General features: G+C 60.2%; 11 protein-coding genes. 6 read left to right on the forward strand and 5 right to left on the reverse strand.

Annotated features, from left to right (window positions below):
• The first annotated feature begins 108 nt into the window (after window positions 1-108).
• Together pobA and CD175_RS13385 are read left to right on the forward strand one after the other, a co-directional pair.
• Window positions 109-1302 carry a 4-hydroxybenzoate 3-monooxygenase gene (gene pobA / locus CD175_RS13380; RefSeq protein ID WP_104449261.1) on the forward strand — a complete coding sequence of 398 codons (1194 nt, stop codon included), beginning with the start codon at window positions 109-111 and terminating at the stop codon, window positions 1300-1302.
• 78 nt (window positions 1303-1380) lie between these two features.
• On the forward strand, window positions 1381-2898 hold the full coding sequence (locus CD175_RS13385) for an MDR family MFS transporter (protein WP_104449262.1): 1518 nt from the start codon (window positions 1381-1383) through the stop codon (window positions 2896-2898).
• Window positions 2899-3002: 104 nt separating this feature from the next.
• On the opposite strand, the gene CD175_RS13390 is transcribed toward CD175_RS13385, so the two are convergent.
• From CD175_RS13390 to CD175_RS13405, 4 genes are all read right to left on the reverse strand, one after another.
• A complete protein-coding gene (locus CD175_RS13390) occupies window positions 3003-3851 on the reverse strand; it encodes a cache domain-containing protein (protein WP_104449263.1) in 849 nt (282 codons plus the stop codon).
• A 94-nt stretch (window positions 3852-3945) separates the two neighbouring features.
• On the reverse strand, window positions 3946-4818 hold the full coding sequence (locus CD175_RS13395; protein WP_104449264.1) for an ATPase: 873 nt from the start codon (window positions 4816-4818) through the stop codon (window positions 3946-3948).
• Between the two features lie 116 nt (window positions 4819-4934).
• The gene (locus tag CD175_RS13400; RefSeq protein WP_104449265.1) at window positions 4935-5927 is read right to left on the reverse strand and encodes an NAD-dependent epimerase/dehydratase family protein; all 993 of its coding nucleotides are present in this window, start codon (window positions 5925-5927) and stop codon (window positions 4935-4937) included.
• 54 nt (window positions 5928-5981) lie between these two features.
• Window positions 5982-6875, reverse strand: coding sequence for a LysR family transcriptional regulator ArgP (locus CD175_RS13405; protein WP_007978530.1), 894 nt, complete (start codon window positions 6873-6875; stop codon window positions 5982-5984).
• 96 nt (window positions 6876-6971) lie between these two features.
• On the opposite strand from CD175_RS13405, the gene CD175_RS13410 reads away from it, so the two are divergent.
• The 3 genes from CD175_RS13410 to CD175_RS13420 all read left to right on the forward strand — a co-directional run bounded on the left by CD175_RS13410 (window position 6972) and on the right by CD175_RS13420 (window position 8743).
• Window positions 6972-7373 carry an ACT domain-containing protein gene (locus tag CD175_RS13410; protein WP_104449266.1) on the forward strand — a complete coding sequence of 134 codons (402 nt, stop codon included), beginning with the start codon at window positions 6972-6974 and terminating at the stop codon, window positions 7371-7373.
• A 6-nt stretch (window positions 7374-7379) separates the two neighbouring features.
• Entirely contained in the window at window positions 7380-7982 is a 603-nt protein-coding gene (locus tag CD175_RS13415) for a LysE/ArgO family amino acid transporter (protein ID WP_015096661.1), read from the forward strand.
• Between the two features lie 164 nt (window positions 7983-8146).
• Entirely contained in the window at window positions 8147-8743 is a 597-nt protein-coding gene (locus CD175_RS13420; protein WP_008022038.1) for a superoxide dismutase, read from the forward strand.
• Between the two features lie 179 nt (window positions 8744-8922).
• On the opposite strand, the gene CD175_RS13425 is transcribed toward CD175_RS13420, so the two are convergent.
• Window positions 8923-9186 carry a DUF6124 family protein gene (locus CD175_RS13425; protein ID WP_104449442.1) on the reverse strand — a complete coding sequence of 88 codons (264 nt, stop codon included), beginning with the start codon at window positions 9184-9186 and terminating at the stop codon, window positions 8923-8925.
• 1372 nt (window positions 9187-10558) lie between these two features.
• Here CD175_RS13425 and CD175_RS13445 point away from each other — a divergent pair.
• Window positions 10559-12610: a putative bifunctional diguanylate cyclase/phosphodiesterase gene (locus CD175_RS13445; RefSeq protein ID WP_104449268.1), complete on the forward strand. Its 2052-nt coding sequence runs from the start codon at window positions 10559-10561 to the stop codon at window positions 12608-12610.
• Window positions 12611-12805 lie beyond the last annotated feature (195 nt).

The raw sequence follows: 12805 nt of genomic DNA on the forward strand, positions 1-12805 counted from the left end.
CAGTTTTCACCTTCAATTGACAGACTCGCAAGGGAAAAATGCAAGCACTCGATCCATAAAAATCATTCACCGACCCTGGTCGCGTGAAGCTTGCGAGTCATAAAAACAATGAAAACGCTGAAAACCCAAGTCGCCATCATTGGTGCCGGCCCTTCAGGCTTGTTGCTCGGCCAATTGCTGCACAACGCCGGTATCGACACCCTCATTCTCGAACGTCAGTCGCCGGACTATGTACTCGGCCGAATCCGCGCCGGCGTGCTTGAACAAGGCATGGTAGAGCTGTTGCGTCAGGCCGGCGTGAGTCAGCGCATGGACGCCGAGGGACTGGTGCATGGCGGCTTCGAACTGGCCCTCGACGGGCGCCAGGTGCACATCGATCTGCACGCCCTCACGGGTGGCAAAACCGTGATGATCTACGGCCAGACCGAGGTCACCCGCGACCTGATGGCCGCCCGTCGGGAGGCCGGCGCGCAAACGATTTACCAGGCAACCAACGTCGTTCCTCACGGAATGAAAACCGACGAAGCCTTTGTCACTTTTGAGAAAGAGGGTGAAACCTGGCGACTCGATTGCGACTACATCGCCGGTTGCGACGGCTTCCATGGGGTGGCGCGGCAATCGATTCCCGCCGACAGCCTGAAAGTCTTCGAACGGATCTACCCCTTCGGCTGGCTCGGGATCCTGGCCGATACCCCACCGGTCCACGACGAACTGGTCTACGCCCGCCATGAGCGCGGTTTTGCCCTGTGCAGCATGCGCTCGCCGACACGCACCCGTTACTACCTTCAAGTGCCCACCAGCGATCATGTCGATCACTGGTCGGATCAACGCTTCTGGGATGAACTCAAGACGCGTTTGCCACAGGCGTTGGCAGACAAACTGGTGACCGGCCCGTCCATCGAAAAAAGCATCGCGCCGCTGCGCAGCTTCGTGGTCGAACCGATGCAATACGGGCGGATGTTCCTGGTCGGCGATGCCGCGCACATCGTTCCGCCCACCGGCGCCAAGGGCCTGAACCTGGCAGCCAGCGATGTGAGTACGCTGTTCAATATCCTGCTCAAGGTTTACCGTGAAAACCGCCTTGATCTGCTGGAGAAATACTCGCAAATCTGCCTGCGCCGGGTGTGGAAGGCCGAGCGGTTTTCCTGGTGGATGACCTCGATGCTGCACCGTTTCGATGAGCACGATGCCTTCAGCCAGCGCATTGCCGAGTCGGAACTGGAGTATTTCATCGACTCCGAGGCGGGTCGAAAAACCATCGCGGAAAACTACGTCGGGCTTCCTTATGAGGCTATCGAATAGCCTGCTATCGACTTACACTGGCGAGCATTCCCGCTCGCCTTGCCTCGTGCGGGTCAATCAATGCCCGCAGGTTTTCCCGTGACCAATCTCCATCAGCCTGAAACGCCCAAACCCGCCATCCGCAGCGTGCTGATCGCGCTGATGCTGGCAATCTTCCTCGGGGCGCTGGACCAGACCATCGTCGCCGTGTCGATGCCGGCCATCTCCGCACAGTTCAAGGACGTCAGCCTGCTGGCCTGGGTGATTTCTGGCTACATGGTGGCCATGACCGTGGCGGTGCCGATCTACGGCAAACTGGGCGACCTGTACGGGCGGCGCAAGTTGATGCTGTTCGGCATGGGCCTGTTCACCCTGGCGTCGGTGTTCTGCGGCATGGCCCAGAGCATGGAGCAACTGGTTCTGGCGCGGATCTTCCAGGGCATCGGGGCCGGCGGGATGATTTCGGTGAGCCAGGCGATCATCGGTGACATCGTGCCGCCACGGGAACGCGGTCGTTATCAGGGCTATTTCAGCAGCATGTACGCGGTGGCCAGTGTGGCCGGCCCGGTGCTCGGCGGCTACATGACCGAATACCTGTCCTGGCGCTGGGTGTTCCTGATCAACCTGCCGCTGGGCCTGGGTGCCTGGCTGGTGGCCCATCGCACGCTGGTGGGCCTGCCGGTTCCGCAACGCAAACCGGTCATCGATTACCTGGGCACCGTGTTGATGATCATCGGGCTGACGGCATTGTTGCTGGGCATCACGCAGGTCGGTCAGGGTCATTCCTGGCGCAGTGCCGAAGTGCTGGCGCTGCTCGCTTGTGCGGTACTGGTGCTGGGGCTGTTTGTCATTCACGAGCGGCGGGCACGGGAGCCGTTGCTGCCCATGCATCTGTTCGCCAACCGCCATGCGATCCTGTGCTGGTGCACGATTTTTTTCACCAGTTTCCAGGCCATCTCGCTGATCGTATTGATGCCGTTGCGCTTCCAGAGTGTCACCGGCGCCGGGGCCGACAGCGCCGCCCTGCATCTGCTGCCGCTGGCCATGGGCTTGCCGATGGGCGCGTACTTCGCCGGCCGCCGCACCTCGGTGACCGGGCGCTACAAACCAATGATCCTCACGGGTGCCGCGCTGATGCCCATCGCGATTATCGGCATGGCGTTCAGCCCGCCGCAGGCGTTCGTCGTGAGCAGCTTGTTCATGCTGCTCTGCGGGATTGCCTCGGGCATGCAGTTCCCGACGTCATTGGTCGGCACGCAGAACTCGGTGGACCAGCGGGACATCGGCGTCGCCACCAGCACCACCAACCTGTTCCGTTCGCTGGGCGGTGCCGTGGGTGTGGCGTTGATGTCGGCGCTGCTGCTGGCCCTGTTGCAGGATTCAAGTTTTGCGCACCTGGCCGGCTCGTCGCTGATTGCCGAAGGCAGTTCGGGGAATGTGCTGCTCGACGGGTTGAACGCCGCACCGGGTGAGGCGCAGAACGCATTGCGTGCAGAATTGCTGCTGACGTTCCGGCACTTGCTGACGGTCAGTGCGGTGGTGTCGTTGCTGGGGCTGGTGGCGGCGATTGCCATGCCGAACATGTTGTTGCGCGGGCGTGAGGACAAGGTTCGATAGGTAGACCGCGTTGCGGCCATCGCTGGCAAGCCAGCTCCTACAGAATTACCCGACCCTGTAGGAGCTGGCTTGCCAGCGAAGACGCCCTTTCAATCAACTCAAAATCAAGGACTGTAATACCCCACAGCCACCAGAAGATGCCCGACCTTTTTCAGGTAGGCATGCTTGTTCTCCACCTTGCCGGTCACCGGGTTTTTCCAGCGGTATTCGTATTCGCCGTAATCCTGTTTGGCCATCAACGCCAGGATCGGCTCGCCCACCGGTTTGCCTTCCGGGTCTTCGATCTTGCTGAAGTCGGTATTGATCAGCCGCAGGTTGGTGCCGTGGGCCACATAACGCCGGGTGTCCAGGTCGACGACAAACACATACAGGTCATCCTGCAGGTAGCCGCCCTTGAGGGAATTGATCGCCGTCAGGGTGCCCTTCTCATCCTTGGCCAGATCGGTTGCCGCTTTATTCAGCAGGGCCATGGCCTGTTCAGCGGAGGCCCGGGGCAGGTAATAACCGACCGCCAGAATCCGTTGGCCGATGCGCTGGTAGTAGACATGCTTGCGCTCGACCTTGCCGTCGTTCCAGTTCTGCCAGCGATACTCCGCCTGCTGAATGCCATTGCCCTCCGGTACTTTCAGGGCGTCCTTGAAGGTTTTCTGCAAGTCCGGCCCAAGCACTTCCGACACGTCCCGGCCAATCAATGCCGACGACGGTCCGCCGCTGGCAAGCATCACGCCCTTGGTGTCGAGCACAAAGACGTAACGGTCCTTGTCGACAAACTCGCCCTGGCGACTGAACGCCGCAAAGGCCTTGTCACCGTTCTGGTGGTAGTAGGCCAAGGCTTTTTCCAGCAGGGCGATGGCCGCCTTGCTGTCGTCCTTTTCCGTCCCGGCGGCTTGTGCCTGGCCCAGGCACAGTAACAACATGCCGCATAGCAAGGCGGACTTATGCAGAAACCCCATTGCGCATCCCTCGTTCCTGATGGTGTTTCAAGAGCGTAGACGGCAATGGGGGAGGCATGGATTTCAGGAACCCCGATCTGCCTGAGGCAGTCGATTACTGCCGGGCGCGCAACTGCTGTTGCAGGTTCTGGATCTGCGCCTGAAGGGTATTGATGTTGCGGGTGACCTGGCTGCGGAAGGCATCGAACTCGGCGGTGTTGGTCGCGCCCGGTGCGGCGGCCGGACGGTTGTCCTGCACGCTTTTGAGCACGACGATGTCTTGCTCGAGACGCTCGATGGCAGCGCTCGGGTTGCCTTGTTTCTTCAGAGCGACGATGTCGGCCCCCAGGCTTTTCAACTGTGCATCGAATTTTTCCGAGTCGGACGGGGCACTTTTCAGGGCGGCCACTTCAGCACTCAAGGCTTTGACCTCGGCCTGCAACTGCGTATTGACCGCCTGATGTTCGGTGTCCTGGGCAGTCATCTGTGCAAGGCGCTTGTCCACTTCGGTGGTTTGCGCGGTCATTTGCGCCAGTCGCTTGTCCAGGTCCGAGGCCTGGCCGGCCACACCTTGCTGCTGGGTGCTCTGGTCCTGGAGCTTGCCTTCCAGCTGGCGGATTTGCAGCTTCAAGGCCTCGCTGTCGCTGGTGACACTGGTCTGGCTGGCCACAACCTTTCCGGAAATATCCTGCAGGCGCCCTGCCGCTTCCTCGCTGATCCGGGCGAAACTTTCCTGGGTCGCCACCAGTTGCTGTTCCATCAGGGAGATCTGCTGAAAGCTCCACCAGGCCAGGCCCGCGAACGCAAAGAACAACGCCCCGACCAACGCCCACAGGGGACCGGTACTCGCCGCCTTGACCTTCACCACCGGCGCCGTGCGCGAATGCACGACCGTACGAACAGTGGGCGGATAATCGTCATCGAGAACGTCTGCACGCAAGCTCGGTACATCGTCGAAGTCGTCGTTGGCATCGTTTCGCATGGACATTGAATCAACCTTAGTGAATCACATAATGGCTTTATGCCGCGCAGTATAAACCCCACAGCCGCAACCATTGACCCTGAAGCCCGTATCCGGTTCAGAAATGGCACGGTGTTCGAGCCTCAGCGAATATCCTGCGCCTTCCACCAGCCACAGAACTCATCGAGCGCCGCCCAGAGGCTGACCTTGGGATCGTAATCCAGATAATGCCGGGCGCGGCTGATGTCCAGGGTGAAATTTTTGTTCATGACTTGCATGCCCAGGCGCGACAACGTTGGTTCGGGGCGCCCCGGCCACATCTTGCACACGCCCTCGTTGAGCGCCGCCACGCTGTAGCCCAGGCCGTAGGAGCGGTAGCGGGTGACCTGTGGGACGTCCATTTTGCGCATGACGTAATTGACCACGTCCCACAACGGAATCGGCGTGCCGTTACTGATGTTGTAAGCCTTGCCCAGCGCGGAACCGCTGGCCAGCAAACTGCTGAGCAACGCCTCGTTGAGGTTTTGCACGCTGGTGAAGTCAACCTTGTTCAGACCGTTGCCGATGATTGCCAGGCGCCCCTTGCGCTGCATGTTCAACAGGCGCGGGAAGATGCTCATGTCGCCGGCCCCGGTCACGAAACGCGGGCGCAGGGCCAGGGTTTCGAGACCGAACTCCTGGGCGCCAAAGACTTTTTGCTCGGCCAGGTACTTGGTGGCGGCGTAAGGGTGTTTGAAGCGCTTGGGCACCTGCTCTTCGGTCAGGCCCAGGTGATCTCGACCATCGAAATAGATCGACGGCGAGGACAAATGCACCAGCCGCCGTACCCGTTGCTTCAGGCAGGCTTCGACCACGTTCTCGGTGACCTGGACGTTGCCCTGATGGAAATCCTGATAACGCCCCCACAAACCGACGGCACCGGCGCAATGCACCACGGCCTCGACGTCCGAACACAGTTCGCGCGCCAGTTCCGGGTCGCTCAAATCCCCCTGGATGAATTCGGCTCCGCGGCGAACCAGATGCTCCACACTTTCGGCCCGGCGACCGTTGACCCGCACGCCCAGGCCCTGCTCCAGGGCAAAACGCGCAAAGCGTCCGCCGATGAAGCCGCTTGCGCCGGTAACCAGAATTTTCATGTATTGCTCCGAATATTTCGTTTTGCGTATTACGTGAGGTCTTGACGCTGCGCGTCAGTCCAAGGGCACCAGCCATTGTTTCGATGCGCTGACCAATTGATCGGTGAGCAGCCCCAGCAACTGACCGCCATTACGCCAATGATGCCAGTACAGCGGCACATCGATCGGCTTATCTGGCAATAACTCCCGCAACACGCCCCTTTCAAGTTGCTCGCGTACCTGCAGTTCCGGAACCAGGCCCCAGCCCAAGCCGGCTTCAGTCAATCGAATAAAACCTTCCGACGACGGGCATAAATGGTGTTCGAAACCACCCTCGACGCCGAGGGACGCAAGATACCGATGCTGCAGGAAATCGTCCGGGCCAAACACCAGCGCCGGGGTGCGGGCCAACTGATCGGCGCGTACGCCTTGCGGAAAATGCCGGGCAATAAAGGCCGGACTGGCCAGCGCACGGTAACGCATGGCCCCCAGCAGCACGCTGCGCGCGCCCGCCACCGGACGCTCGCTGGCGCAGACACAGGCTGCCACCTCGCCGGCGCGCATGCGCTTGAGGCCGACGGTCTGGTCTTCGACCACCAGATCCATCAACAGATGCTGTTGCGCGCAAAACTCCCCCACCGCCTGCGCCCACCAGGTGGCCAGGCTGTCGGCGTTCAGGGCGATCCGCAGGCGTTCCGGCAGGCCCTCTTCATCCAGTGCCGGCACCAGGCTTTGCAAATCCCGCTCAAGCAAGCGCACCTGCTGCACGTGGTTGAGCAAGCGCCGACCGATTTCCGTCGGCGTCGGCGGCGTGGCCCGCACAAGCACCGGCTGGCCAACCCGCGCTTCCAGCAGTTTGATGCGCTGGGATATCGCCGATTGCGACAGGCCCAGCACCTGGGCTGCCCGTTCAAAACCGGCCTGTTCGACCACGGCGGCCAGGGCAGAAAGCAATTTATAGTCGAACATCAGTTTTCCTAATGAGCGATCAGCAAGATTGGTTTTTCTTATACAGCCTTCACAGGGACAATGACCAGCAAGAACTCTTGAACAAGGATCACCCACATGGCTGGCGAAACTTCATTGGCAACGCTGCTGCGCAGCATGAGCCCGCAACTCAATGCCGGCGAATACGTGTTCTGCACCCTGCGCGACGGCCAGTTGCCTGCGGGCCTGGAGATTGTCGGCAGCTTCCGCGAGCAGGAAGGCCTGACCGTGATTCTCGAACGCTCCCACGCCGAAAAAGCCGGGTTCAGCTTCGACTACATCGCCGCCTGGATCACCCTGAACGTGCATTCGGCACTCGAAGCGGTTGGCCTGACCGCCGCATTCGCCACGGCATTGGGCAAGGCCGGCATCAGTTGCAACGTGATTGCCGGCTACTACCACGACCATTTGTTTGTCGGCCAGGCCGACGCCGACCGTGCCCTGCAAGTGCTGCGGGATCTGGCAGCCAACGCGGAGTAAAAAATCATGTGGCAAAGTTATATGAACGGTCTGTTGGTGGCCTTTGGCCTGATCATGGCGATCGGCACCCAGAATGCGTTTGTCCTCGCGCAAAGCCTGCGACGTGAACATCACCTGCCAGTCGCAGCACTCTGCGTGGCCTGCGACGCCCTGTTGGTGGCGGCGGGGGTGTTCGGCCTGGCGACGGTATTGGCACAGAACCCGACTTTGCTGGCCATCGCCCGCTGGGGCGGTGCAGCGTTTCTGTTGTGGTATGGCACCCAGGCACTGCGCCGGGCCTTTTCGAAACAGAGCCTTGAGCAGGGCGAGGGTCAGACCGTACGCTCGCTGCGGGCGGTCATGCTCAGCGCGCTGGCGGTGACCTTGCTCAACCCGCACGTCTACCTGGACACCGTTTTGCTGATCGGCTCCCTGGGCGCACAACAAACCGAGCCCGGCGCTTATGTGGTCGGCGCGGCCAGTGCCTCGCTGCTGTGGTTCTTCACCCTGGCGCTGGGTGCGGCATGGCTGGCTCCCTGGCTCGCCCGCCCCGGTACCTGGCGAATTCTCGATCTGTTGGTGGCGGTGATGATGTTTGCCGTAGCGCTACAGTTGATCGCGGCCATCTGATTCGCGGAACCTCTATTCCACACAGTTGTTGCGTGGTTATGCCGCCCCCCCGGTGCTATGATCCGTCTCCCTGCGCCGCAAAGAGTACAAACTCCCCGGCGCTTGTCTGGCCGCCCGTGATCGGCCTTGCGCTCACCGCAACTGACCTGATTAGGAGAATCATCATGGCTTTCGAATTGCCGCCGCTGCCGTACGCACACGATGCCCTGCAGCCGCACATTTCCAAGGAAACTCTGGAATTCCACCACGACAAGCACCACAACACCTACGTCGTGAACCTGAACAACCTGGTGCCAGGCACCGAGTTCGAAGGCAAGACCCTGGAAGAAATCGTCAAGACTTCCTCGGGCGGTATCTTCAACAACGCCGCACAGGTCTGGAACCACACTTTCTACTGGAACTGCCTGGCGCCAAACGCCGGCGGTCAACCAACCGGCGCACTGGCTGAAGCCATCAACGCAGCTTTCGGTTCGTTCGACAAGTTCAAGGAAGAGTTCAGCAAGACTTCCATCGGCACCTTCGGTTCCGGTTGGGGCTGGCTGGTGAAGAAGGCTGACGGTTCCCTGGCCCTGGCCAGCACCATCGGCGCCGGCAACCCGCTGACCAACGGCGACACCCCGCTGCTGACCTGCGACGTCTGGGAACACGCTTACTACATCGACTACCGCAACCTGCGTCCGAAGTACGTCGAAGCGTTCTGGAACCTGGTCAACTGGAAGTTCGTGGCTGAGCAGTTCGAAGGCAAAACCTTCACCGCTTAAGCTCGACGCCAGTCAAAAAAACCCGGCTTTTCAGCCGGGTTTTTTATTGCCCGGGATTTTCAGCGTTCGGCTGGGCCCCTTCGCGAGCAGGCTCGCTCCCACATTTGATCTGTATACGACCCGATCCAGTGTGGGAGCGGGCTTGCTCGCGAAGAACGATGACGCGGTTAGCCTGCCAACTACTGCGGATCGAGGTTATCCAACGCGCGACTCACTGCTAGCTCCGCCAACATGACAATCTGCGAAATGGCCAGCGCTGTGTTGCGCTGGGGGCCATTCAGGTAGGTGGCGAAATCACTCGCCAGGACATTGGCTGAAGCCAGTGACTCACAGGCGTGGGCAAGAAGGGTTTCAGTGTCCATGTCGGGAACGATCATGAACAGGGTGCGGGGGCTGTAGGGTTTGGTGGTGCTGCTGGGGGGATCGGGGATTAACTTATCCAAAATATGCTCCTTATCGATTGGAGCCATCTCTTGCCGTTTCTCACGCGGGCGAAGAGGTGGCAGCTATGTGCGGAGTGAGAAACCGGCAAGAGAGCAATCCGGCCAGACCGAGGTCTGCCCGCACACAGCCGCCATAAAGCATTGCTGGCAGCGGATAAGCTGGCGGCAATTATGGTGGTACTGGCGCTGGATTAACACTCTCTGCGGGTTCTCACGCCCGATCGCTGAAGCATTTCAGCGATCACGAAAGGTTATTCAGCCCGCTTCCGACGGACAACCTGAAAACTGCGTGGGAAACTTCTGGCGCTTTCCTACACCGCGCCATCTCGCAGAAACGTAACGCGGAGCGTCCCTGGCATCACTCCCACGCGGGCGTGTGGGATTGATCAGCTTGGAGGCGTGGGAGATTGGTCGGCTGTCAGGCCGTCATCGCAGGCAAGCCAGCTCCCACAGGGTCAAAGTACATCCGCCAGATGCAGGTCGGCTGGCAGGCCGCCATCGCTGGCAAGCCAGCTCCTACAGGGTCAAAGTACATCCGCCAGATTCAGGTCGGCTGGCAGGCCGCCATCGCTGGCAAGCCAGCTCCTACAGGGTCAAAGTACATCCGCCAGATTCAGGTCGGCTGGCAGGCCGTCATCGCTGGCAAGCCAGCTCCTACAGGGTCAAAGTACATCCGCCAGATTCAGGTCGGCTGGCAGGCCGCCATCGCTGGCAAGCCAGCTCCCACAGAAGAGCAGAGCAAAGGCAGAGCGGCGTACACCTTCGCTCTTCACCACTCATCAGGCCGAGCGTTAGCTCGCCTGCCGCTCTTGATCTTGATCCACCCGCCCCCTCGGCAGGCTGAGCGGAGGTGTTCATCCGGGGATGGGCGCGCAGCGCCGTTCGACGCAGTCGAACTCATTGCATGTAGGTCGAAGCGAAGCCGACCGGAGGGCAATGCCCCCGGATGAATGCCGGAGCGAAGGAACCCCGAGCCTCAGCGAGGGGCCGTACGTAAGGGGCGAGACCTTTGGTTCCTTTGGGGCGTTTGCCAAAGGGACTCGCCGTAAGGGCGAAACCATAAGCCGCCGTTACCGCAGAAACGGATATGTACCCGGTTAAAAACCCAACAACGAAACAAGCCTCGAGCCCCTTGCCCCACCGCCACAGACGGCTAACATCAAACAAAAGGAAAATATCTGCACCCCCACCCCTCAAGTTGAAGGACTCGACAACCGACACAGTGCTAATAGGCTAACTCGTCAAGACAACTGCAAATCAGCCAAGCTGCAGGCAAAATCCCCCAAGGATGATTGTCCCTTTGACTGCCATCACGGGATTGCCAATACTCATGGCAACTTGATACTACCCGCACGGAACAAGGAATATCCCTTTGAAGCTGGAACTCAAGAACAGCTTGTCGGTGAAGTTGCTTCGGGTCGTGCTCCTGTCGGCATTGATCGTCGGCGTGGTCTTGAGCTGCGCGCAGATTGTGTTCGATGCCTATAAAACACGCCAGGCCGTCGCCAGCGATGCCGAACGCATCCTCGACATGTTTCGCGACCCCTCGACCCAGGCCGTCTACAGCCTGGACCGGGAAATGGGCATGCAGGTGATCGAAGGCCTGTTTCAGGACGCCGCCGTGCGCAAGGCCTCCATCGGCCACCCCAACGAAGCCATGCTCGCGCAAAAAACCCGCGAACTGCAGCACTCCCACAGCCGCTGGCTGACCGACCTGATTCTCGGCCAAGAACGCACCTTCACCACCCAACTGGTCGGTCGCGGGCCTTACAGCGAGTATTACGGCGACCTGAGCATCACCCTCGATACCGCCACCTACGGTCAAGGGTTCATTGTCAGTTCGGTGATCATCTTCATCTCCGGCGTACTGCGCGCGCTCGCCATGGGGCTGGTGCTGTATCTGGTCTATCACTGGCTGCTGACCAAGCCGCTGTCGCGGATCATCGAGCACCTCACGGAAATCAATCCGGATCGTCCCAGCGAACACAAGATTCCGCTGCTCAAGGGCCACGAGAAAAACGAACTGGGTATCTGGATCAACACCGCCAACCAGTTGCTCGAGTCCATCGAACGCAACACCCATCTGCGCCACGAGGCGGAAAACAGCCTGTTGCGCATGTCCCAGTACGATTTCCTGACAGGGCTGCCGAACCGGCAGCAATTGCAGCAGCAACTGGACAAGATCCTCATCGACGCCGGCAGGTTACAGCGCCGGGTCGCGGTGTTGTGTGTCGGCCTCGACGATTTCAAGGGCATCAACGAGCAGTTCAGCTACCAGACCGGCGACCAGTTGTTGCTGGCCCTGGCCGATCGCCTGCGCGGCCATAGCGGTCGCCTGGGCGCCCTCGCCCGCCTCGGTGGCGACCAGTTCGCCCTGGTCCAGGCCGATATCGAACAACCCTACGAAGCCGCCGAGCTGGCACAAAGCATTCTCGATGATCTGGAAGCGCCGTTTGCCCTCGACCATCAGGAGATCCGCCTGCGCGCCACCATCGGCATCACCCTGTTCCCCGAGGACGGCGACAGCACCGAGAAGCTGCTGCAAAAAGCCGAGCAGACCATGACGCTGGCCAAGACCCGCTCGCGCAACCGCTATCAGTTCTATATCGCCAGCGTCGACACCGAAATGCGTCGCCGCCGCGAGCTGGAAAAAGACCTGCGCGATGCGCTGGTCCGCAATCAGTTCTATCTCGTCTATCAGCCGCAGATCAGTTACCGCGACAACCGCGTAGTGGGCGTCGAAGCCCTGATTCGCTGGCAGCACCCCGAGCACGGCCTGGTACCGCCAGACCTGTTCATCCCGCTGGCCGAACAGAACGGCACCATCATTGCCATCGGCGAATGGGTGCTGGACCAGGCCTGCAAACAATTACGCGAGTGGCACGACCAGGGCTTCAGTGACCTGCGCATGGCGGTCAACCTGTCCACGGTTCAATTGCACCACGCGGAACTGCCACGGGTGGTCAACAACCTGCTGCAAATGTACCGCCTGCCGCCACGCAGCCTGGAACTGGAAGTCACCGAGACCGGCCTGATGGAAGACATCAGCACTGCGGCCCAGCACTTGCTCAGCCTGCGTCGCTCCGGTGCGCTGATCGCCATCGACGACTTCGGAACCGGCTATTCATCCTTGAGCTATCTCAAGAGCCTGCCGCTGGACAAGATCAAGATCGACAAGAGCTTCGTTCAGGACCTGCTCGATGACGACGACGATGCGACCATCGTTCGCGCCATCATCCAGCTGGGCAAGAGCCTGGGCATGCAGGTGATAGCCGAAGGTGTGGAAACCGCCGAACAAGAGGCCTACATCATTTCCGAAGGCTGCCACGAAGGTCAGGGCTATCACTACAGCAAGCCATTGCCGGCGCGGGAACTGGGCGTTTACCTCAAGCAGGCCCAACGCAGTAACGCGGCTATTTTGTAACCCCCCCTGTAGGAGCGAGCTTGCTCGCGATGGTCGTGAACGATAACGCGTTGACTCTGGATGAGCGCGTTGTTCTCAGGTTCATCGCGAGCAAGCTTGCTCCTACAGGGATTCGTGAATAAGAAATATTTCCACCTACAACCCTTTACACATAATGCGAAAGATTTGCATTATGTCGCAGTTTTGCGTGCGCAT

Source organism: Pseudomonas laurylsulfatiphila, from assembly GCF_002934665.1.
In the GTDB taxonomy this organism is placed as follows: Bacteria; Pseudomonadota; Gammaproteobacteria; order Pseudomonadales; family Pseudomonadaceae; genus Aquipseudomonas; species Aquipseudomonas laurylsulfatiphila.

Bases quoted from the DNA above. Each gene is read 5' to 3' on its own strand.
- pobA (WP_104449261.1), top strand. From the start codon at position 109: ATGAAAACGCTGAAAACCCAAGTCGCCATCATTGGTGCCGGCCCTTCA.
- CD175_RS13390 (WP_104449263.1), bottom strand. From the start codon at position 3,851: ATGGGGTTTCTGCATAAGTCCGCCTTGCTATGCGGCATGTTGTTACTG.
- CD175_RS13395 (WP_104449264.1), bottom strand. From the start codon at position 4,818: ATGTCCATGCGAAACGATGCCAACGACGACTTCGACGATGTACCGAGC.
- CD175_RS13400 (WP_104449265.1), bottom strand. From the start codon at position 5,927: ATGAAAATTCTGGTTACCGGCGCAAGCGGCTTCATCGGCGGACGCTTT.
- CD175_RS13405 (WP_007978530.1), bottom strand. From the start codon at position 6,875: ATGTTCGACTATAAATTGCTTTCTGCCCTGGCCGCCGTGGTCGAACAG.
- CD175_RS13410 (WP_104449266.1), top strand. From the start codon at position 6,972: ATGGCTGGCGAAACTTCATTGGCAACGCTGCTGCGCAGCATGAGCCCG.
- CD175_RS13415 (WP_015096661.1), top strand. From the start codon at position 7,380: ATGTGGCAAAGTTATATGAACGGTCTGTTGGTGGCCTTTGGCCTGATC.
- CD175_RS13420 (WP_008022038.1), top strand. From the start codon at position 8,147: ATGGCTTTCGAATTGCCGCCGCTGCCGTACGCACACGATGCCCTGCAG.